This window comes from Streptomyces sp. NPDC012769, from assembly GCF_042901205.1.
Classification (GTDB): domain Bacteria; phylum Actinomycetota; class Actinomycetes; order Streptomycetales; family Streptomycetaceae; genus Streptomyces.
In genome coordinates this window covers 1-20,288 of sequence record NZ_JBIBCP010000009.1, presented here as the reverse complement: position 1 = coordinate 20,288, position 20,288 = coordinate 1, and the positions used below count along the sequence as shown (strand labels likewise).

The window sequence follows — 20,288 nt, the reverse complement described above, 5'->3', positions numbered from 1 at the left end:
GCCTAATTTCGGCCGTACAAGGTGCACAGCTCAGCGCCGCACCGGCCACTCCGACACGCGCCGCCGTAGAACGTTCAGGACAGCAAGGTCCACGCCTGGCGGCTTCTGGAAGGAACACCCGAAAGTGAAGCTTTCGCGCAAGAACGGGCTTCGCGCCTCCGCGATCGGTGCCCTCGTCGTCTCCGGCGCGCTCGTCCTCTCGGCGTGTGGTTCGGACGACAACACCGAGCCCACCAAGGACGGCGGCAAGACCTCCGCCGCCGCGTCGAACATCAAGTGCGACGGTGCCAAGGGCCAGCTGCTCGCGGCCGGCTCCAGCGCGCAGAAGAACGCCATGGACCTGTGGGTCAAGAACTTCCAGGCCGCGTGCTCCGGTGTCGAGATCAACTACCAGGCCATCGGCTCCGGCGGTGGCATCACCAAGTTCAACCAGGGCCAGGTCGCCTTCGCGGGCTCCGACTCCGCCCTGAAGGACGAAGAGGTCGCCGAGTCGCAGAAGATCTGCAAGGGCGGCAAGGGCATCAACCTGCCGATGGTCGGCGGCCCCATCGCCATCGGCTACAAGCTGGACGGCGTGGACAACCTGGTCCTGGACGCCTCCACCCTGGCCAAGATCTTCGACAACAAGATCACCAAGTGGAACGACCCGGCGATCGCCAAGCTGAACCCGGGCGCCAAGCTCCCCGACTCCAGCATCCAGGCCTTCCACCGCTCGGACGAGTCGGGCACCACCCAGAACCTCGGCAAGTACCTGTCGACCGCCGCGCCGGCCGACTGGAAGCACGACCCGAAGTCGAAGTCGTGGCCCGCCCAGGGCGGCCAGGCCGCCAACGGCTCCTCCGGCGTCGCCACCGCGGTCAAGGACGCCGAGGGCTCCATCGGCTACTTCGAGCTCTCCTACGCGACCGCCAACAAGATCTCCACGGTCAGCATCAACACCGGTGCCGCCGCCCCGGTCGCCGCGACCACGGAGAACGCCTCCAAGGCCATCGCCGCCGCCAAGGTCAAGGGCACCGGCAGCGACCTGGCCCTGTCCCTCGACTACGCCACCAAGGCCGAGGGCGCCTACCCGCTGATCCTCGTCACCTACCAGATCGCCTGCGACAAGGGCAACAAGGCGGAGACCCTGCCGACCCTGAAGGCGTTCCTGAACTACACCGCCGGCGAGGAGGGCCAGAAGGTCCTCTCCGACGCCGGCTACGCCCCGCTCCCGGCCGAGATCGCCACCAAGGTGCGCGAGATCGTCCCCACCCTGTCCTGACCCCCGGCCGGGCCCGGCCCCTCACCTCCCGTGGAGGGGCCGGCCCCCGGCATCCGGTGCACCGCCGCCAGGAGCCCGTACGACGCCGTGAGGCCCGTACCCGCTCCGCAGACCGGAGAAGAAACAGATGGCTACGACAACACCCGACATACAAGGGAGCCGGCGCCCCAAGGGCGCGTCCCGCCCCGGTGACCGCATCTTCAGCGGTCTGTCCCGCGGGTCCGGCATCACCCTCCTCGTGATCATGGCCGCGATCGCGGTCTTCCTCACCTACCGCGCCGTCCTCGCGATCTCCGAGGACAGCACCAACTTCTTCACCACCTTCGAGTGGAACCCGGCCGGCAGCCCGCCCGTCTTCGGCATCGCCGTCCTCGCCTTCGGCACGGTCGTCTCCTCGATCATCGCCATGGTCATCGCCGTGCCGGTCGCCATCGGCATCGCGCTGTTCATCTCGCACTACGCCCCGCGCAGGCTGGCCAAGCCGCTCGCGTACGTGGTCGACCTGCTCGCCGCCGTGCCCAGCATCATCTACGGCCTCTGGGGCGCGATCTTCCTGGTCCCGTACCTGGACGGCCTCAACAAGTGGCTCGACCAGTACCTGGGCTGGACGTACATCTTCGACAAGTCCAGCGACGGCGTCGCCCGCAGCCTCTTCACCGTCGGCATCCTGCTGGCGATCATGATCCTCCCGATCATCACCAACGTGACCCGCGAGGTCTTCCTCCAGGTCCCGAAGATGCACGAGGAGGCGGCCCTCGCCCTCGGCGCCACGCGCTGGGAGGTCATCCGCATGTCGGTGCTGCCCTTCGGCCGCTCCGGCATCATCTCCGCCTCCATGCTCGGCCTCGGCCGAGCCCTCGGTGAGACGATGGCGGTAGCCGTCGTCCTCTCCCCCAGCTTCGTGATCTCGGGCCACCTCCTCGACCCGGGCGGCGGCACCTTCGCCCAGAACATCGCCGCCAAGTTCAACGAGGCCAACGAGTTCGGCCGGGACGCCCTGATCGCCTCCGGTCTCGTCCTCTTCGCCATCACCCTGCTGGTCAACGGCGCCGCCCGCTGGATCATCGCGCGCCGCAAGGAGTACTCGGGGGCGAACGCATGAGCCACGCCGTCCAGGAGCGTCCCGTCACCGTGACCCCACGCCGCCCGCTCTCCCACGCGCGCCTCCCGCGCTGGACCCCCGCCGCCATCGCGGTCTTCTCGATCGCCGCGGGCTGCGGCATCGGCCTCGCCGCCGGCTGGCACAGCAAGGTCCAGTGGGGCCTGATCTCCGCGCTGGTCTTCGTCCTCACCACGTACGCCGTCACCACCAAGGTCGAGGGCTCCCGCCAGGCCAAGGACCGCGTCGCCACCAGCCTCATCTGGGTCAGCTTCGTCCTCGCCGTCGTCCCGCTGCTCTCCCTCGCCTGGGTCACGATCAGCAAGGGCATGGAAGTCCTCGACGGCTACTTCCTCACCCACTCGATGAACGGCGTCCTCGACGCCGAGGCCGGCGGCGGTGTCTACCACGCGCTGCTCGGCACGATCGAGCAGGTCGGCATCGCCACCCTGATCGCCGCCCCCATCGGCCTCCTGACCGCGGTCTACCTCGTCGAGTACGGCGGCGGAAAGCTCGCCCAGGCCGTCACCTTCTTCGTCGACGTCATGACGGGCATCCCGTCGATCGTCGCGGGTCTGTTCGTCCTCGCCACCTGGAACCTGATGCTGGGCTTCGGCCCCTCCGGTTTCGCCGGCGCGATGGCCCTCGCGATCCTGATGATGCCGGTCGTGGTCCGCTCCACCGAGGAGATGCTGAAGCTCGTCCCGAACGAGCTGCGCGAGGCCTCCCTGGCCCTCGGCGTCCCCAAGTGGCGCACGATCCTGAAGGTGGTCCTGCCCACCGCGATCGGCGGCATCACCACGGGCGTCATGCTCGCGGTCGCCCGCATCACCGGTGAGACGGCCCCCGTACTCCTCCTGGTGTTCGGTACGAAGCTCATCAACCCGAACCCCTTCGAAGGCGCCCAGTCCTCCCTGCCGCTCTACGTGTACGAGCAGTACGCGGTCGGCACCGACGCCGCCGTGGCCCGCGCCTGGGCCGCCGCGCTCGTCCTGATCGCCTTCGTCATGATCCTCAACCTGGTGGCCCGCGGCATCGCCCGCTGGAAGGCCCCGAAGACCGGCCGCTGACCGCGGCAATTGGAAGTGATTCAGATGGCCAAGCGAATCGACGTCAGCGGCCTCTCCGCCTACTACGGCAACCACAAGGCGATCGACGACATCTCCATGACCGTCGAGCCCCGCTCCGTGACGGCCTTCATCGGCCCGTCCGGCTGCGGCAAGTCCACCTTCCTGCGCACCCTGAACCGCATGCACGAGGTCACCCCCGGCGGCCGCGTCGAGGGCAAGGTGATGCTGGACGACGAGAACCTGTACGGCGCCGGCGTCGACCCGGTCGCGGTGCGCCGCACCGTCGGCATGGTGTTCCAGCGCCCGAACCCCTTCCCCACCATGTCGATCTTCGACAACGTGGCGGCGGGCCTGCGGCTCAACGGCTCGTACAAGAAGGCCGAGCTCGCCGAGATCGTCGAGCGCTCCCTCAAGGGCGCCAACCTCTGGAACGAGGTCAAGGACCGCCTGAACAAGCCGGGCTCCGGCCTCTCCGGCGGCCAGCAGCAGCGCCTGTGCATCGCCCGCGCCATCGCGGTCGAGCCGGACGTCCTGCTGATGGACGAGCCCTGCTCGGCCCTCGACCCGATCTCGACCCTCGCGATCGAGGACCTGATCGGCGAGCTGAAGGAGCGCTTCACGATCGTCATCGTGACGCACAACATGCAGCAGGCCGCCCGCGTCTCGGACCGTACGGCGTTCTTCAACCTGGCGGCCGTGGGCCAGCCCGGCAAGCTGATCGAGCTGGACGACACCGAGCGCATCTTCTCCAACCCGAGCGTCCAGGCGACCGAGGACTACATCTCCGGCCGCTTCGGATAAGAGAGTCGTACGGCGCTGCATGGCGGTGCCGCCGTACGACACGAAAGGGCCCGGCTCCCCCACAGGGGAGCCGGGCCCAACCACTTCCCGCGGCGTTCCTAACCGAAGAACAGCCGCACGATGTAGAAGCTGACCGCGGCCACCAGCGCCGCCGCCGGCATGGTGATGAACCAGCCCAGGATGATGTTCTTGGCGACGCCCCACCGCACCGCGTTGACGCGCTTGGTGGCGCCCACGCCCATGATCGCGGAGGTGATGACGTGGGTCGTGGAGATCGGCGCGTGGAAGAGGAACGCCGAGCCGAACATGATCGACGCGCCCGTGGTCTCGGCGGCGAAGCCCTGCGGCGGGTCCAGCTCGATGATCTTGCGTCCGAGGGTCCGCATGATGCGCCAGCCGCCCGCGTACGTACCGAGCGAGAGCATCACGGCACAGGCGATCTTCACCCACACCGGGATCTCGTCCCCGGCCTGCTGCACATCGGCGATGACCAGGGCCATCACCACGATGCCCATCGTCTTCTGGGCGTCCTGGAGACCGTGGCCGAGGGCCATGCCGGCCGCCGAGACGGTCTGCGCGATGCGGAAGCCGCGCTTGGCCTTGTGCGGGTTGGTCCTGCGGAAGATCCACATGATCGCGCACATGACCAGATAGCCGGCCACCAGACCGACCACCGGCGAGATGAACATCGGAATGACGATCTTCTCGAGCACACCGGACCAGATGACCTCGGTCCCGCCGGCCAGCGCCGCGCCCACCATGCCGCCGAACAGGGCGTGCGAGGAGGAGGACGGCAGGCCGAAGTACCAGGTGACCAGGTTCCAGATGATCGCGCCGACGAGCGCGGCGAAGAGGATGCCCATCCCCTTGTCGCCGGTCGGGGTCTCGATGAGCCCCTTGCTGACGGTCTTGGCGACTCCCTGCCCGAGGAAGGCACCGACGAGGTTCATGACCGCCGCCATGGCGAGCGCCGCCCGGGGGGTCAGCGCCCGGGTCGACACCGAGGTGGCGATGGCGTTGGCGGAGTCGTGGAATCCGTTCGTATACGTGAAGCCGAGCGCGACACCGATGGTGACGATCAGAGCGAAGGTGTCCACGAAGCCTCAGGACTCCTTGACCGCGATGGTCTCCACGGTGTTCGCCACGTGCTCGAAGGCGTCGGCGGCCTCCTCCAGCACATCCACGATCTGCTTGAGCTTGAGCACCTCGATGGCGTCGTACTTGCCGTTGAAGAGGTGGGCGAGCAGCTTGCGGTGGATCTGGTCGGCCTGGTTCTCGAGGCGGTTGACCTCGATCCAGTACTCGGTGAGGTTGTCCATCGTCCGCAGGTGCGGCATGGCCTCGGCGGTCAGTTCGGCCGCCCGCGCCAGGACCTCGATCTGCTGCTCGACGCCCTTGGGGAGCTCCTCGATGTTGTAGAGGACGACCAGGTCGACGGCCTCCTCCATGAAGTCCATGATGTCGTCGAGGGAGGAGGCGAGGGAGTAGATGTCCTCGCGGTCGAACGGCGTGATGAACGAGGAGTTCAGCTGGTGGAAGATCGCGTGGGTGGCGTCGTCGCCGGCGTGCTCCGCTGCCCGCATCCGCTCGGCGATCTCGGCCCGGGCGGAAGGTTCCGCTCCGAGCAGTTCCATCAGGAGCTTGGAGCCCGTGACGATGTTGTCCGCGGACGCGGCGAACATGTCGTAGAAGCTCGTCTCCCTGGGGGTCAGACGAAATCGCACGTGGGGTCCTCGGGGTGCTGGGTTTCGGTCAGGCTGATGCTAGGCGCATCATCCGGCCACGGCTAACCGGCGTCCCTTCAGTGTCGCCCATCAGGCACAGTGAACTGCACGGTACCCCGCCCCGATCGGCGGGGATCGGTACCATATACCCACGAGGGGTATACACACCCTTTCTGGACAGCGGGAGGACGCGATGACGACCACCGAGGCGGCGGCCGAGGTCACCCCCGACACCGCCGAGCCGTCGCCGGACCACGGCCACGACCACGGCGTGCACGGCTACCACAAGCAGAAGGACGAGCACCTCAAGCGGCTGCGCCGCATCGAGGGCCAGATCCGCGGGCTGCAGCGGATGGTCGACGAGGACGTGTACTGCATCGACATCCTCACCCAGGTCTCGGCGTCCACGAAGGCGCTGCAGTCCTTCGCCCTCCAGCTCCTGGAGGAGCACCTGCGCCACTGCGTGGCTGACGCCGCGACCAAGGGCGGCGACGAGATCGACGCGAAGGTCGAGGAGGCCACCAAGGCCATCGCGCGCATGATGCGCACCTGACGGGGGTACGGACGCCCTGAGCCGATGCCGGGTGCGGGCGCCGGCGCGAGTGCCTGAGGACCGGGCGCCGTCCCCGGCCGGTTCGGACCGGTCCGGCGCGGGCGTCTCGTACACCTGGCTGCGCCTCGCACGTCTCGCACGTCGCGTTCGACTAGTGCGTCTCCGCGCAGACCCGGAGCACCTCGTCGATCCGGTCGGCGCTCAGCCGCTCCTCCTCGACGGCCGAGGCCGCGATGATCAGCTCACCGCACAGTTCGATCTCGGCCAGGGCGACGCACTCGGGGTCGCTGAGCGCGGTCGGGATACCGAGCGGCGGGGCCATGCGCATTCACCTCTTCCTGCCGGCGTCGGTCTCCCAGCGTAGGGAGCGGCCTACGGACCGCACATGACACGTCCGGACCATTTGGCCCTGGCCCCTCGGCGCCCGCGCCCGGGACCCGATCAGACCTTGATCTTCCCGGCGTAGATGTCCTTCCGGTCGGGCAGCGTCACGGCGACCCGCGCCCCGAACCCGTACAGCAGCGTGGTCGAGGCGACCGCGACCGTACGGCCCTGGTTGCTGAAGCTGAACTGGTGGCGGACCTTGCGCAGCCGCCCCTCCCCGTCCAGATACGCGTCGAAGGGCACCGCGTCCGTGGTGAACCCTTTCGCCGCCGCCGCGAGCGCCCCGCGCACCTGCGGGGACGCGCGCCGGGCCGCCGCCGCGAGATCCGCGACGCCCCGATAGTGCCGGACCTTCACCCCGGCGAGGTCGACCTCGCCGACGTAGTCCACCCGCTGCGCCCCGCGCAGCAGCTCGGCCGCGGCGGCCGGGTCGGTGGCGCCGCCGGTGACCAGGTTGCCGTCGTCGAGGGCGGTGGTGTCGACCCGGACCCACTTGTCGTCGGGGACACCGGCGCCCCGGTTCTTCATGTAGAGCGCGCCGGGGGCGAGCAGCTCGGTGATGGGCCGGTGCGCGCTCTCGCCCGAGGCGGCCTTGGGGAGCACCACCTGGAGGCTGCCGGTGCGGCGGCGGAAGTCGTAGGTGCCCTCGCCCCGGATGGTGACCCGGGTGCCGCCGGACGCCATCTCCATGGAGGTGCTCGCCTTCGAGGACCCGGCGCGCGCCAGCACCTCGGCCGCGCCCCGCACGGAGGCCACGGGGTCGCCGCCCGGCTCCGCGTCCTCGCCCGGGTCCGCGCAGCCGCCGGCCGCCACCGCCCCGAGCAGCACCGCGGCGACGGCCCACGCCCCGCCCGAGCGTCCTTTCCGCACCACCATCGCCTGCCAACCCCCAACGCCGTACCGCTGCTGTCCGGATCCCGCCCGACCGGATAACGACGGTCGGGACGCCCCGTCACGCGCGCGCAGTACGGTGGTGAGTGTGCATCACACGGAGACCACGGAACGCGGCTCGTTCGCGATCGCCCGGTGCAGCTGCGGCTGGAAGGGCCCGGCCCGCCGATCCCGTGAGCGGGCCCGTGCGGACGCGGCGGAGCACAGGGCCTCGGTGACGGTGTAGCGCCGGCCCGGCGAAGCCAGGGAGCCCGGCCCTGGGGCCGGGCTCCCGACGGTCGGCGGACTAGGCCGCCAGGTCGCTCTCCCCGGACCCGTGCCGGGGCTCGGGGATGTCGACGGTCTCGGTCTCGGCGACGGCGGTCCGCTCGGCGGCGCGCCGCGAGCGCACGAGCCGGCCGGCGCGCGGGGAGCGGGCGACGGCGGAGACCACCGGGGTGAGCAGGGCCAGGGCGAGCGGGGCGAGCAGCAGGGCGACGGCGGTGCCGAGGGCGAGCCCGCCGATGACGTCGGTGGGGTAGTGGACGCCCATGTAGACCCGGCAGAAGCCCTCGGCGAGCGCGAGCCCGATGGCGGCGAGGCCGAAGCGGCGGTGGGCGACGAAGACGCCGACGGCGATGGCCATCGCCATGGTGGAGTGGTCGCTGACGAACGAGTAGTCGGTCTTGCCGGCGACGAGGACCTCAAGGCCCTGGTGGTCCTTGAACGGCCGGGGCCGTTCGACGAAGCCACGGATCGGGATGTTGACCAGGAGGGCGATACCGGCCGCGAGCGGGGCCCAGACGAGCCCGGCGAGACCGGTCACGGAGTCGCCGAGCGAACCCCTCCTGCGGATGCTCCACCAGCACCAGAGCACGACGAGGACGAGGCCGAGCATGATGCCGTACTCGCCGACGAACTCCATGACGCGGTCGAACCACGGCGGGGAGGCCTTCGCCAGCCCGTTGATGTCGTAGAGCAGGCTGACATCGGGGTTCGAACCGTCCGATGCGAGTCCAGCCATCTGCTGCGGCCCCTTGCTGTGTGTTGGTGTCCAACCCCCGTGGTCAGAGTGGTCGGATCGGGAAACGATCCGCCCGAGGGCAGCGTTCCGCTCTTCGCCCAAGATCACTACGACGTTACCGAAAGGTGACGGGCCGTCGCAGCTTCGGGCCCGAGCCTCACGGAGAGTTCCGTGACGGGGCCGGAGGTCATGGCTGCGGCAGGTGGGTCGGGAGCGCCGCCGCGCCGTCCTCGGTCACCCGGGTCGCCCCGAAGTAGTCGGGCGTGTCGATCGGGTCGAACCGGATGACGGCCCCGGTGCGCGGCGCGTCGATCATGTAGCCGCCTCCGACGTAGATGCCCACGTGCCGGATGGCCCGGGAGTTCGTCAGGTCGTCGGAGAAGAACACCAGGTCACCCGGCAGCAGTTCGTCCCGGCTGGGGTGCGGGCCCGCGTTGTACTGGTCGTTGGCCACGCGCGGCAGCTTGATGCCCACCGACTCGTACGCCGCCTGGGTGAGCCCGGAGCAGTCGAACCGGCCGTTCTGCGCCGCCGTGCCCGTACCGCCCCACAGGTACGGCGTACCGAGCTTCTGCTGCGCGTAGTAGATCGCCCCGGCGGCCTGCCGGGACGGATCGACCCGTCCGACGGGCCGGGCGAAGCTCTTCTCCAGCGACCGGATGATCCGCACGTAGTTCTGCGTCTCCCGGATCCGCGGCACCCCGCCGGACTTGATGACCCGATAGGCCCCCGCGTTGTAGGCGGCCAGCATGTTGTTCGTCGGGTCGCCCGGCACGTCCTTCACGTACCCGGCGAGCTCACAGTCGTACGAGGCGGCCGACGGGATCGCGTCCTTGGGATCCCAGACGTCCCGGTCACCGTCACCGTCACCGTCGATGCCGTGCCCCGCCCAGGTCCCGGGGATGAACTGCGCGATCCCCCGCGCGTTCGCCGGCGAGACGACGGTCGGGTTCCAGCCACTCTCCTGGTACAGCTGCGCCGCCAGCAGCGCCGGGTTGATCGCCGGACACAGGTTCCCCCACTGCTGCACGAGCCCCTGGTACGCGGCCGGCACCGCCCCCTTGGCCAGCGCCACGGTCCCGTTCTTGCCGTTCCCGGCGCCGCCGAGCAGCCCGGCGGCCGCGGAGTACGTCCCGACGACGATCAGCGCGACAAAGCTGAGGCAGACCCCGAACACCCCGCCGGCCACCAGCCACGCCCCGCGCGCCTTACGCACCGTCAACCACCCCTCGGCTCCTGGCAGTACGTCCCGCCGCGCCAGTCTAGGCGCCGCCCCAAAGGTGCCACAACGACAATCATTGCCCGGAGTCACCCTCCGTGATACACAGAGTGACCATACGCGTCCTCGCATCCAAACCGGCCACACCACCGCAGGTCAAGACGGTCAGATCGGTCAAGTGTGCGGGGATCGGGTAAAGAGAGCCGTCAAGCCGTCACACGCGAGCGGTTTCATCAGCGAAGATAGGGTCGACGACCCATGCCATCCGGCAGGGGCGACGAACTACCCAACAGGGGCGGTGAGTTACATGTACCTGGCGGCCGAGAAGGGCGACATCACCACCATCATCGGTGGAATCGCCCCGAACTGGGGGCCTTTCGGGAGCCTGGGCGCCGAGGCCAAGGTGATGATCGAGGTCGTGATGGCCGTGGCCATCCTGCTCTGCCTCGGCATCGCCATCTGGGGAGCGGCCAAGCAGCGCATCGGCGCCACGGCCCTGCGCGACACCTTCAGCGCCGAGCAGGGCAAGGGCCTGATCGTGGCCGGTCTGACCGGGGTCTTCATCATCGGGTCTCTGGGGACGCTCTTCACCATCGTGTACGGGATGGCCGTCTAACCCGTTTCTCACCACCGAGGTCGCGTTCCCTGATGTCCAGTCACCACGCCGCGCCCGCGCGGAAACCAGCACGGCTTTCGTCGTACCCGCGAACGGTTGAGGGGGCGTACCCGGCATGAGCCTCGGCGACGAACACGACGGCCAGACCCGCACCCGCCTCCCCGACCCCGGCACCCCCCGCCCCCCCGCCCGCGGTTCCCGCTCCCTCGTGGCGGTCGTCGGCGTGGTGGTCCTCCTGGTCGCCGCCATCGCCCTCACCAACCGCGGCGACGGCCCCTCCCCCTCCGACGCCACCGGCCCCGACACCAACCCCCACTCCGCCGCCCCCACGGCGGCGACCGGCGTCCGCCCGGTCACCGGCAAGAACGGCACGATCCCGTCGGGCTTCGCGAGAGACGAACAGGGGGCGCAGAGCGCGGCGGCGAATTACGCGGTGGCGCTGGGGTCGGTGGACATGTTCCAGCGCGGACCGCGCGAGAACATCGTCCGCGCCATCCACGACCCGGCCGTCGTGGATGGCCTCGTACAGCGGCTGAACGACTCCTACTCGCCCGCCTTCCTGACCACCGTGGGCCTCAACGCCGACGGCACCGCGCCCACGGGGCTGACCTTCGTGTCCCGCACGATCCCCGTCGGCACGAAGATCAAGGACCACACGGGCGACACGACCACCGTCGAGGTGTGGTGCACCGGGCTCGTCGGACTGGCGGGAGAGGGTTCGACCAAGCCGGTCACGTCGACGTGGTTCACCATCACCGAGAAGCTGCGGTGGGTCGACGGCGACTGGCGAGTGGTCAGCTCGGCGCAGGCCGAGGGACCCACACCCGTCAACGGTGACAACCGCGCCTCCGTCGCCGACGACATCGCCCAGGCCGTCGAGGGATACGGAGGCTTCACCTATGCCCGCTAGCCGACGCCCCTCCCTGCGCGCGCTGGCCCCGCTGAGCGCCGGCGTGGCCGCCCTCCCGGCCGCACTCGTACTGTTCGCCTCGCGCGCGTACGCGGCCCCCACGCCCACGCCCACGCCGCCGGCCGGCACTCCGTCACCGAGCGCCAGCAACAACCCCTGCGACCTCATCGTGGGCCAGGCCCGCGAGTACTGCGAGAACGGCCAGAACGGCGGCGGCGGATCCCGTACCCGGCTCGACGATCCCGCCACCGCCCTCGACCCCCTCTCCTCCCTCGCCAACGGCTGCGCCAAGGCCGCCGCCTGGGTCGTCGACACGCTCTCCCAGGCCGTGAAGGAGACCGCCGACGTCGACTTCACCAACCTGGAGTTCCTCGGCCGCTACGCCGTCGTCTTCGCCGCCGCCACCTTCCTCACCCTCCTCCTCTGGCTGCTCGCCGTCGCCAAGCGCGCCATCCGCGGCGTCCCGCTCACCACCGCCATCTCCGAGGCGATCGGGTTCCTCTGGCTGACCGTCCTCGCGTCCGCGTTCACGCCGCTGATCCTCTACACCGTCGTCAACGCCACCGACGCCATCACCGAGGTCATCGCCTCCGGCACCGGCCAGCAGACCGACGTCTTCTTCGGCAGCTTCAAACAGGCCCTGGAGAAGGGCGACAGCATCGGTGGCGGGCCCATCATGCTGATCATCGTGTCCCTGGTGACGATCCTCGCGGCCGGCGTGCTCTACCTCGAGCTCGTCCTGCGGGCCGTGCTGCTCTACGTCGGCGCGCTGCTCGGCGTGGTCGTCTACTCCGGGCTCGTCGACAAGAACATGTGGGGCCACGTCCGCCGCTGGGCCGGAATCATGATCGCGGTGATCCTGGTCAAGCCGGTCATCGTCATCGTCCTCGGCCTCGCCGGCGCGCTCTCCTCCGGCACCGGCCCCGACGCGTTCTCCGCCGTCGTCTCCGGCCTCGCGATCATCCTGCTCGCGATCTTCGCCTCCGCGATGATCTACCGCTTCGTCCCCGGCTTCGGCGACGAGATCGTCGCCTCCCGCAACAACCGCCTGCACCGCGCCGGCGAGAACGCCGCGGCCGCCGTCATCTCCTCCCCCGCCTCCCTCGTCTCCCAGGGCATCAAGACCCACAGCACCCGCGGCGACGGCGGAGCCCAGGGCGGCGGCCAGGGCAGCACCCCCCGCCCCGCCAACCCGCTCTCCGGCGGCGTCGCCGCCCACAGCAGCCGCGGCACCGGAGGCGGCACCGGACCCACGCCCCCGCCCGCGCCCCGCAGCGGCAGTCCCACCGCGGGAACCCCGCACACCAGCCGTAGCAGCAACAGCAGCACCAAGCACACAGGAGGTGGAGGGCGTTGACGACCCAGTCCCAGCCGGTCTCGCCCCGCCGCACGTATCTCATCGGCCGCGCCCGGCCGAACGCGATCGTCGGCAAGAACCGCGAGACCGGCGAGATCGCGCTCATCATCGCCGGCGCCTTCCTCGGCATGATGAGCGGACTGATCGTCCCCGTCCTGTCCCTGCGCATCGTGCTGCTCATGGGCTTCCCGATGATCGCCCTGGCCGCGGTCTACGTCCCGTACAAGCACCGCACCTTCTACAAGTGGTTCGAGATCAACCGCAGCTACAAGCGGATGCTCAAGCGCGGCACCGCCTACCGCTCCGGCGCCGTCGAGGCCGGCACCCGCCTCGACGGCCGCGAGGTCGAGGTCGGCCCGCCGCCCGGCATCGGCCGGATCAGCTGGCTCTCCGCCCCCTTCGGCCCCGACGAGATCGCCGTCCTCCTGCACGCCGACCGCCGCACCGTCACCGCCGCCATCGAGATCGAGGGCCCCGGCGTCGGCCTGCGCGACTCCGAGGACCAGGAAGCCCTCGTCGACCGCTTCGGCACCCTCCTCAAGCACGTCGCCAACGGAGACGGCTTCGTCACCCGCCTCCAGATGCTCGCCCGCACCCTCCCCGCCGACCCCGACGCCCACGCCAAGGACGTCGCCCAGCGCGGCGACCACCAGGCCCCGGCCTGGCTCCAGGAGTCGTACGACCAGCTCCAGTCCATGGTGTCCACCTCCAGCGAGCAGCACCGCGCCTACCTCGTCGCCTGCATGCACTACACCCGCGAGCTCGCCGCCGAGGCCAACGCCATGGCCCGCGCCGCCCGCCACGCCTCCGGCGCCCGCAAGCTCGACCGCGACGCCGGCCTCGCCGTCGTCATGGCCCGCGAGCTCACCGACATCTGCGCCCGCCTCGCCGAGGCCGACATCCGCGTCCGCCAGCCCCTCGGACAGTCCCGGCTGGCCTCCCTCGTGCACTCCATGTACGACCCGGACCACCCCATCGACCACATCCAGGCCATGACGAAACGAAACGCTTGGCCGGCCGAGCTGGACGCGATGGAGCCGACGTACCTGCAGGCCAAGACCCGCGAGTCCGCCACCCGCGCGCCCTGGTGCCACGCCACCGCCTGGATCAAGGAGTGGCCGATGACCCCCGTGGGCGTCAACTTCCTCGCCCCGCTCCTCGTCCACACCCCCGACGTCATCCGCACGGTCGCCGTCACCATGGACCTGGAGCCCACGGAGGTCGCCATCGAGCGCATGCTCACCGAGAAGACCAACGACGAGGCCGAGGCCTCCCGTCAGGCCAAGATGAACCGCACCGTCGACCCGCGCGACATCGCCGCCCACGGCCGGCTCGACCAGCGGGGTGAAGATCTCGCCAGCGGCGCGGCGGGCGTCAACCTCGTCGGGTACATCACCGTATCGTCGCGCTCCCCCGAGGCCCTCGCCCGGGACAAGCGCACGATCAGGGCCTCCGCCGGCAAGTCGTACCTGAAGCTGGAGTGGTGCGACCGCGAGCACCACCGGGCCTTTGTGAACACCTTGCCGTTCGCGACCGGCATCCGCCGCTAGGGCCGAAGGGGCACAGACCGATGCGAGATCCGCTGTCCGTCCTCACCGAAGCCTTCACCTCCTTCCTCTTCGGGAAGGTGGAGACGACCCGCCTGCCCGTCCGCACCTCCACCGGACAGGCCCAGGCCGTCTACCTCCCGACCGCGGCCCCCGGCCTCGGCGACTCCGGCGTGATCATCGGCCGCGAGGTCTACAGCGGCAAGGGCTACATCTACGACCCCTTCCAGCTGTATGGGCAGCAGCTCCCCGCCCCCCACTGGCTGGTCCTCGGCGAGTCCGGAAACGGCAAGTCGGCGCTGGAGAAGACCTACGTCCTGCGCCAGCTCCGCTTCCGCGACCGCCAGGTCGTCGTCCTCGACGCCCAGGGCGAGGACGGCGTCGGCGAATGGAACCTCATCGCCCAGGAGCTGGGGATAACCCCCATCCGCCTGGATCCCATGGTCGCCAACGACGCCGGGATCCGCCTCAACCCGCTCGACCCGTCCATCACCACCACCGGCCAGCTCGCCCTCCTGCGCACCATCATCGAGGTGGCGATGGGCCACGGCCTCGACGAGCGCTCCGGCTTCGCGCTCAAGGTCGCCCACGCGTACGTCAACGAGCACATCACCGACCGCCAGCCGATCCTCACCGACATCGTCGAGCAACTGCGCCACCCCGAGGCCGAGTCGGCCGAGGCCATGAACGTCGACATAGACGATGTACGGGCCTGGGGCCTGGACGTCGCCCTCGTCCTCGACCGGCTCGTCGACGGCGACCTGCGGGGCATGTTCGACGGCCCGACGACCGTCGGCATCGACCTCGACGCCCCGCTGATCGTCTTCGACCTCTCCCACATCGACCGCAACTCCATCGCCATGCCGATCCTCATGGCGATCGTCGGCGTGTGGCTGGAACACACCTGGATCCGCCCCGACCGGAAGAAGCGCATCTTCCTCGTCGAGGAGGCCTGGCACATCATCAACAGCCCCTTCGTGGCGCAGCTGTTCCAGCGCCTCCTGAAGTTCGGCCGCCGGCTCGGCCTGTCCTTCGTCGCCGTCGTCCACCACCTCTCCGACGTCGTCGACGGAGCGGCGGCCAAGGAGGCCGCGGCGATCCTCAAGATGGCCTCCACCCGGACCATCTACGCCCAGAAGGCCGACGAGGCCCGCAACACCGGCCGGGTCCTCGGCCTGCCCCGCTGGGCGGTCGAGATCATCCCGACCCTCACCCCGGGCATCGCGGTCTGGGACGTCAACGGCAACGTCCAGGTGGTCAAGCACCTCATCACCGAGAAGGAACGCCCCCTCGTCTACACCGACCGCGCCATGACGGAGTCGTCCCTGACCGACGAGGAACTGGAGTGGGAGGCGGAACAGCGGGCGATCCTCATCGAGCAGCAGATGAACGACTCCTCGCAGTCGACGGTGGCGTGAGGACGGACCGACATGGAGAAGGCCTGACATGGAGAAAGAGGTACGGCGGGAGGGCGGCATCCCCGACGGTCTCGTGGTCGGACTGCTCGCCCTCCTGCTGAGCGTCGCCGTCCTCGTCTGGACGGCGACCGGCCTCGCCGGCCTCCTCGCCCACGGTGCCTGGCCGGACGGCGTCACCTTCGGCCGCACCCCGCTCGCCCTGCGCTCCCTGCTGTCCGCCCCCACGGACCTCCCCGCCGCCTGGCCGGGCACCCCACCGGGCGCGCTGTCGGGCCACGGGCTGTTCTGGGGCCTGGTGATCGGCGAGGCGATGGTCCTGGTGGTCCTCGCGGTGTTCGTGCTCGGCACCCTGGCCCGCTGGCGCGCGGTCCGCGCGGGCCGACGGGCGGGCACGTACGCGAAGGGGCGTGGGCGGCGCGTTCCCGATGACGGGTACGACGGCAGGGCGTACGAGCAGACGGGGCCCTACGACCGAGCGGCACAGGCCCAGGCACAGGGCGAACCCGTCCCAGGCCCCGCCCCGCGCCTGCCCGCCCAGAGCGGCCCGCACGACTCGTACGGCCCGCACGCCCCGCACGACTCGTACGACTCGTACGACTCGTACAGCCCACCGGCACCACACGGCCCAGCCGTCCCACCCGCCCCGGCCGCCCCACCCGCCACTACCGCCCCACCCGCCCCTACCGCCCCGCGGATCGTGTACGGCCCCGCCGCCACCCGCCGTCCCCTCGCCGTGCAGGCGGTGCGGGACGCCGAGGGCGCCGTGCTCGTCGTCACCTCCGACCCGGCCCTGTGGGCCGAGACCAAGGACGCCCGCGGCAAGCTCGGTCCCGTCCTCGTCTACGATCCGGGCCACCTCTGCGACACCCCCGCCCGGCTGCACTGGAGCCCGGCCGAAGGATGCGAGGACGCGACCGTGGCCCAGGAGCGGGCGACGGCACTGCTCGCGCCCGTACGGCCCCAGGCCCGTCTCGACGCAGCACTCGCCGACACCGCGGAAACGCTCCTGCGCTGCTGGCTGCACGCCGCCGCCACGGACGGCCGCCCCTTCAAGCAGGTGCACCGCTGGGCGCAGGGCGCCGACGCCCACGATCCCGTACGGATCCTCCGCACCCACCCCAAGGCCGCCGCGGGCCACGCCGGACTTCTGGAGTCCGCGCTCACCGCCCACCCCGAACGCCGCCGGGCCGCGCAGGAACTGACGGCCCGTGCCCTGTCCTCCCTCTCGTCGATCCACATCAGGGAGGCCTGCACGACGAATCGAACGGATTCGCTCACGCTGGCATCATTCGTCGCCGAACAGGGCACTCTTTACGTGGTGGGTGAACCGATCGAGGATCCGCGCACCCACCCGGGCGCGATGCCCCTGCTGACCGCCCTCGCCGCAAGCGTGGTCGAGCACGGCCGCCGCATGGCCGCACGGTCATCCGACGGTCGGCTCGACCCACCACTGAGCCTCGTCCTCGACGACATCGCCGCCGTCGCGCCGATCCCCGGGCTCCCCGACCTCGTCGCCGAGGGCGCCGACCGCGGCCTGCCGGCCCTCGCCCTGATGCGCTCCCCGGAGCAGGCCCGCTCCCGCTGGCCCGAACCGCTCCCCCACGCCTAGCCGAGGTCCCCCCGGCAAGGTGTCAGGCCGGCCGCGGGACCTCGTACTCCAGCTCGAACTCCGTCTCGCTCCCCGGCATCGCCACCTTGTCGCCCGTCGGCACGAACCCGAAGCGCCGGTAGAAGGCCGCGGCCCGGGCGTTGTCCTCGTGGACGTACAGCCGCACCCGCCGGATCTCCGGCTCCGGCAGCGTCCACGACCACTCCACCGCCGCCCGGAACAGCGCGTCGATGACGCCTCCGCCGCGCGCCTCCGGCCGGACGAACACGCCCACCAGATGCGTCTGGTCGACCTTCGCCGGCTCCCCGAACCGCACGTCGTCCGACGGCCGCTCCACGAGCACCGTCACCGTGCCGATCCAGCGCCCGTCCGGCGTCTCCGCCACGAACTGCCGCACCCGCCCCGGACCCGTCTCGGCGCTGCCCGCCGCCCGCTCCTGCCAGAAGCCGTCGGGCCGGCCGGCGGCATCCTCGTACGTCTCCAGGAAGGCGATGGCCGCGACCGGGTCCTGAAGGGCCGCCAGCCGCAGCTCGCGCACCTTCTCCCACTCATCGGCGCGGATCATGCGTATCGAATAGTCCATGCGGGGATCCTCGCCATCCCCGCACCTCCCTGACAAGGCATTTCCTCCCGGCGTCGTACCCCGGTACTACGCCCGCCGCCCACCTCCCACCCCCGGTCCGACGCCCCGCCGCCGCCCGCTCCCTAGCGTCGACGTCATGATCCGAGCGGAAGACTCGAACGTACGAGGATGACCGGGTGAGGATGATCGAGTGACCAAGGAGACCATGGGAACGGCTACGGGGCCGGGGACCACGGGATCGACGGGGCCGAGCCGGTACGTCCAACGGGTGCTGGTCCGGGCCCGGGCCTTCGACGCGGTCCGCCCGTGGGTGTGGGACGCCGTGCTGACCGCCTGCTGGACGCTGGCCGCGCTCGTCGACGCCTCCGGCGGCTGGCGGACCATCGCACGGGACCCCTCGCTGCCGACCTGGCTGGTCGTCATGACCAGCCTCACCCTGGCCCTGCCGCTCTACTGGCGCCGCCGCCGGCCGACCGCCGCCCTCGCCGTCATGGCGTGCGGGGCCCTGGTCAGCGCGGCCTCGGGAGCCTTCCTCCAGGCCGCCTTCCTCCAGGCGATACCCGTGTTCCACATCGCCCTGAACCGGCCGCCCCGCGCCCTCCTCTGGTCCACCGCCCTGATCCTGCCACCCCTGCTGACGGGCGCGTTCCGCTTCCAGGCCGACACATGGGACCAGCACGTCGTCCCGAACCTCTGGGCCTACGCGTTGGTCGCCCTCCTCGGCATCACCGTCCGCTCCCGCCGCGAGGAACGCGACCAGGAGGTCCGCCTCGCGGCGGCGGCCGAACGCGCCCGTATCGCCCGCGAGATGCACGACATCATCGGCCACAACCTGTCGGTCATCACCGGCCTCGCCGACGGCGGGCGCTACGCGGCCGCCAAGAACCCCGAACGCGCCGTCCAGGCCCTCGACGCCATCGGCACCACCAGCCGCCAAGCCCTCTCCGAACTCCGCCGCCTCCTGGGGGTGCTCAGGGAGGAGGACGACGCCACCGAGGCGGCCGACCGCACCCCACAGCCCGGCCTCGCCGACCTGCCGGCCCTGATCGACGGCGTACGGAAGGCAGGCCTCCGCGTCCACGCCGAACTCCCCTCCGAAGAACCGGAACTGGCGCCGGGCGCCCAGCTGACGGTGTACCGCGTCCTCCAGGAAGCGCTGACGAACACGCTGAAGCACGCGGGCGCGGCGGCAGAGGCGACGGTGACGCTGACGTACGGCGCGTACGGCTCCGGGCCCCTGGTCCTCACCGTCACCGACACCGGCCCCGCCACCGACACCGGCAGCGGCCCCTCCGAACCGGCCCAAGGACAGGGCCTGGTGGGAATGCGTGAACGCGCGGCGCTCTACGACGGCACACTCGAATGCGGCCCGACACCGGCCGGCGGTGGCTGGCGGGTCCGGCTCACCCTGCCCCGTCCGACCCGGGAGGACTCCCCCTCGTGACCACGGTCCTGATCGCCGACGACCAGCCGATGCAGCGCTTCGGCTTCCGCATGCTGCTGGAGAGCCAGGACGACATGACGGTCGTCGAAGAGGCCGGCAACGGCACGGAGGCGGTCCGCATGGTCGACCGCCACCACCCGGACGTCGTCCTCATGGACATCCGCATGCCCGGCCTCGACGGCATCGAGGCCACCCGCCGCATCATCGCCACGGGCGCCCGCACCCGCGTCCTGATCGTCACGACCTTCGACCTCGACGAGTACGCGTACGCCGGGCTCCGCGCCGGGGCGAGCGGCTTCCTGGTGAAGGACGCCCAGCCCGAGGAGCTCCTCGCCGGCATCCGCGCGGTCGCGAGCGGCGACGCGGTGGTGGCCCCGAGCCTCACCCGACGGCTCCTCGACGCCTACATCCACCATCTCCCGACGTCCCCCACGGCTCCGCCGCCCACTCCTCCGGACGACTCGCGCCTGTCCTCCCTGACCGAACGCGAGCGGGAGATCCTCACGGTCATCGGCCAGGGCTGGAACAACACGGAGATCGCCACGCGTCTCCACCTCGCCGAGTCCACGGTGAAGACCCATGTCACCCGCATCCTCGCCAAGACCGGCTCCCGCGACCGCGTCCAGGCCGTCATCCTCGCCTACGACACGGGCTTGGTGACGCCGGCCTGAGGCCCCCCGGGCCCCCTTTACGGGGCGGGCCGTGAACGCAGAAAAGCCCCGCACCATAAGGTGCGGGGCTTTCCCACAATGATTGTTCGGCGGTGTCCTACTCTCCCACAGGGTCCCCCCTGCAGTAC

Annotated in this window: 20 protein-coding genes; 13 read left to right on the top strand and 7 right to left on the bottom strand. The window is 70.7% G+C overall.

Annotated elements, in window-relative coordinates; genetic code table 11:
• Positions 1-124: 124 nt before the first annotated feature.
• The 4 genes from pstS to pstB all read left to right on the top strand — a co-directional run bounded on the left by pstS (position 125) and on the right by pstB (position 4,231).
• A complete protein-coding gene (gene pstS / locus ACFY7C_RS34615) occupies positions 125-1,261 on the top strand; it encodes a phosphate ABC transporter substrate-binding protein PstS (RefSeq protein ID WP_389658863.1) in 1,137 nt (378 codons plus the stop codon).
• 127 nt (positions 1,262-1,388) lie between these two features.
• Positions 1,389-2,363, top strand: coding sequence for a phosphate ABC transporter permease subunit PstC (gene pstC, locus ACFY7C_RS34610; protein ID WP_389658861.1), 975 nt, complete (start codon positions 1,389-1,391; stop codon positions 2,361-2,363).
• Entirely contained in the window at positions 2,360-3,430 is a 1,071-nt protein-coding gene (gene pstA / locus ACFY7C_RS34605; protein WP_389658858.1) for a phosphate ABC transporter permease PstA, read from the top strand. Before pstC ends, pstA begins: the two co-directional genes overlap by 4 nt.
• A gap of 24 nt (positions 3,431-3,454) precedes the next feature.
• Positions 3,455-4,231: a phosphate ABC transporter ATP-binding protein PstB gene (gene pstB, locus ACFY7C_RS34600; RefSeq protein WP_389658855.1), complete on the top strand. Its 777-nt coding sequence runs from the start codon at positions 3,455-3,457 to the stop codon at positions 4,229-4,231.
• Between the two features lie 98 nt (positions 4,232-4,329).
• Here the strand turns inward: pstB and ACFY7C_RS34595 are convergent, their stop codons facing one another.
• Positions 4,330-5,328, bottom strand: a complete 999-nt coding sequence (locus tag ACFY7C_RS34595) for an anion permease (protein WP_389658852.1) — start codon at positions 5,326-5,328, stop codon at positions 4,330-4,332.
• A 6-nt stretch (positions 5,329-5,334) separates the two neighbouring features.
• A complete protein-coding gene (locus ACFY7C_RS34590) occupies positions 5,335-5,955 on the bottom strand; it encodes a DUF47 family protein (RefSeq protein WP_026277555.1) in 621 nt (206 codons plus the stop codon).
• 193 nt (positions 5,956-6,148) lie between these two features.
• On the opposite strand from ACFY7C_RS34590, the gene ACFY7C_RS34585 reads away from it, so the two are divergent.
• Positions 6,149-6,508 (top strand): metal-sensitive transcriptional regulator, encoded by a 360-nt coding sequence (locus tag ACFY7C_RS34585; protein WP_389658850.1) that lies wholly within the window; start codon positions 6,149-6,151, stop codon positions 6,506-6,508.
• Positions 6,509-6,659: 151 nt separating this feature from the next.
• On the opposite strand, the gene ACFY7C_RS34580 is transcribed toward ACFY7C_RS34585, so the two are convergent.
• The 4 genes from ACFY7C_RS34580 to ACFY7C_RS34565 all read right to left on the bottom strand — a co-directional run bounded on the left by ACFY7C_RS34580 (position 6,660) and on the right by ACFY7C_RS34565 (position 10,002).
• Complete coding sequence (locus ACFY7C_RS34580; RefSeq protein WP_389659264.1) at positions 6,660-6,830, bottom strand: hypothetical protein; 171 nt, start codon at positions 6,828-6,830, stop codon at positions 6,660-6,662.
• A 119-nt stretch (positions 6,831-6,949) separates the two neighbouring features.
• Positions 6,950-7,768, bottom strand: a complete 819-nt coding sequence (locus tag ACFY7C_RS34575; protein WP_389658847.1) for a hypothetical protein — start codon at positions 7,766-7,768, stop codon at positions 6,950-6,952.
• A 301-nt stretch (positions 7,769-8,069) separates the two neighbouring features.
• Positions 8,070-8,786 carry a phosphatase PAP2 family protein gene (locus ACFY7C_RS34570; protein WP_389658844.1) on the bottom strand — a complete coding sequence of 239 codons (717 nt, stop codon included), beginning with the start codon at positions 8,784-8,786 and terminating at the stop codon, positions 8,070-8,072.
• Positions 8,787-8,973: 187 nt separating this feature from the next.
• Positions 8,974-10,002, bottom strand: coding sequence for an NlpC/P60 family protein (locus ACFY7C_RS34565; protein WP_389659243.1), 1,029 nt, complete (start codon positions 10,000-10,002; stop codon positions 8,974-8,976).
• A 310-nt stretch (positions 10,003-10,312) separates the two neighbouring features.
• Here ACFY7C_RS34565 and ACFY7C_RS34560 point away from each other — a divergent pair, with 310 nt between their 5' ends.
• The 6 genes from ACFY7C_RS34560 (at position 10,313) to ACFY7C_RS34535 (ending at position 17,462) form a co-directional block, all read left to right on the top strand.
• The gene (locus ACFY7C_RS34560; protein ID WP_046908545.1) at positions 10,313-10,621 is read left to right on the top strand and encodes a hypothetical protein; all 309 of its coding nucleotides are present in this window, start codon (positions 10,313-10,315) and stop codon (positions 10,619-10,621) included.
• Between the two features lie 115 nt (positions 10,622-10,736).
• Complete coding sequence (locus tag ACFY7C_RS34555) at positions 10,737-11,531, top strand: hypothetical protein (protein WP_389658841.1); 795 nt, start codon at positions 10,737-10,739, stop codon at positions 11,529-11,531.
• Positions 11,521-12,888 (top strand): hypothetical protein, encoded by a 1,368-nt coding sequence (locus ACFY7C_RS34550; protein WP_389658839.1) that lies wholly within the window; start codon positions 11,521-11,523, stop codon positions 12,886-12,888. The genes ACFY7C_RS34555 and ACFY7C_RS34550 overlap by 11 nt, the downstream gene beginning before the upstream one ends.
• Positions 12,885-14,438 carry an SCO6880 family protein gene (locus ACFY7C_RS34545; RefSeq protein WP_389658836.1) on the top strand — a complete coding sequence of 518 codons (1,554 nt, stop codon included), beginning with the start codon at positions 12,885-12,887 and terminating at the stop codon, positions 14,436-14,438. Before ACFY7C_RS34550 ends, ACFY7C_RS34545 begins: the two co-directional genes overlap by 4 nt.
• A 20-nt stretch (positions 14,439-14,458) precedes the next feature.
• Positions 14,459-15,853, top strand: coding sequence for an ATP-binding protein (locus ACFY7C_RS34540; RefSeq protein WP_389658833.1), 1,395 nt, complete (start codon positions 14,459-14,461; stop codon positions 15,851-15,853).
• A gap of 28 nt (positions 15,854-15,881) precedes the next feature.
• On the top strand, positions 15,882-17,462 hold the full coding sequence (locus tag ACFY7C_RS34535; protein WP_389658830.1) for a type IV secretory system conjugative DNA transfer family protein: 1,581 nt from the start codon (positions 15,882-15,884) through the stop codon (positions 17,460-17,462).
• Positions 17,463-17,484: 22 nt separating this feature from the next.
• Here ACFY7C_RS34535 and ACFY7C_RS34530 read toward each other — a convergent pair whose 3' ends face one another.
• Entirely contained in the window at positions 17,485-18,045 is a 561-nt protein-coding gene (locus ACFY7C_RS34530; RefSeq protein ID WP_389658827.1) for a GNAT family N-acetyltransferase, read from the bottom strand.
• Positions 18,046-18,250: 205 nt separating this feature from the next.
• Between ACFY7C_RS34530 and ACFY7C_RS34525 the strand changes: the two genes are divergently transcribed.
• Both ACFY7C_RS34525 and ACFY7C_RS34520 read left to right on the top strand, forming a co-directional pair.
• Positions 18,251-19,489 carry a sensor histidine kinase gene (locus ACFY7C_RS34525; RefSeq protein WP_389659240.1) on the top strand — a complete coding sequence of 413 codons (1,239 nt, stop codon included), beginning with the start codon at positions 18,251-18,253 and terminating at the stop codon, positions 19,487-19,489.
• Entirely contained in the window at positions 19,486-20,160 is a 675-nt protein-coding gene (locus ACFY7C_RS34520; RefSeq protein ID WP_389658824.1) for a response regulator, read from the top strand. The genes ACFY7C_RS34525 and ACFY7C_RS34520 overlap by 4 nt, the downstream gene beginning before the upstream one ends.
• The last annotated feature ends 128 nt before the right edge of the window (positions 20,161-20,288 follow it).

Excerpts from the sequence above, each read along its gene's own strand:
- pstC (WP_389658861.1), top strand. The coding sequence starts at position 1,389 with ATGGCTACGACAACACCCGACATACAAGGGAGCCGGCGCCCCAAGGGC.
- pstA (WP_389658858.1), top strand. The coding sequence starts at position 2,360 with ATGAGCCACGCCGTCCAGGAGCGTCCCGTCACCGTGACCCCACGCCGC.
- pstB (WP_389658855.1), top strand. The coding sequence starts at position 3,455 with ATGGCCAAGCGAATCGACGTCAGCGGCCTCTCCGCCTACTACGGCAAC.
- ACFY7C_RS34585 (WP_389658850.1), top strand. The coding sequence starts at position 6,149 with ATGACGACCACCGAGGCGGCGGCCGAGGTCACCCCCGACACCGCCGAG.
- ACFY7C_RS34580 (WP_389659264.1), bottom strand. The coding sequence starts at position 6,830 with ATGGCCCCGCCGCTCGGTATCCCGACCGCGCTCAGCGACCCCGAGTGC.
- ACFY7C_RS34575 (WP_389658847.1), bottom strand. The coding sequence starts at position 7,768 with ATGGTGGTGCGGAAAGGACGCTCGGGCGGGGCGTGGGCCGTCGCCGCG.
- ACFY7C_RS34570 (WP_389658844.1), bottom strand. The coding sequence starts at position 8,786 with ATGGCTGGACTCGCATCGGACGGTTCGAACCCCGATGTCAGCCTGCTC.
- ACFY7C_RS34560 (WP_046908545.1), top strand. The coding sequence starts at position 10,313 with ATGTACCTGGCGGCCGAGAAGGGCGACATCACCACCATCATCGGTGGA.
- ACFY7C_RS34555 (WP_389658841.1), top strand. The coding sequence starts at position 10,737 with ATGAGCCTCGGCGACGAACACGACGGCCAGACCCGCACCCGCCTCCCC.
- ACFY7C_RS34550 (WP_389658839.1), top strand. The coding sequence starts at position 11,521 with ATGCCCGCTAGCCGACGCCCCTCCCTGCGCGCGCTGGCCCCGCTGAGC.
- ACFY7C_RS34540 (WP_389658833.1), top strand. The coding sequence starts at position 14,459 with ATGCGAGATCCGCTGTCCGTCCTCACCGAAGCCTTCACCTCCTTCCTC.
- ACFY7C_RS34535 (WP_389658830.1), top strand. The coding sequence starts at position 15,882 with ATGGAGAAAGAGGTACGGCGGGAGGGCGGCATCCCCGACGGTCTCGTG.
- ACFY7C_RS34530 (WP_389658827.1), bottom strand. The coding sequence starts at position 18,045 with ATGGACTATTCGATACGCATGATCCGCGCCGATGAGTGGGAGAAGGTG.
- ACFY7C_RS34525 (WP_389659240.1), top strand. The coding sequence starts at position 18,251 with ATGGGAACGGCTACGGGGCCGGGGACCACGGGATCGACGGGGCCGAGC.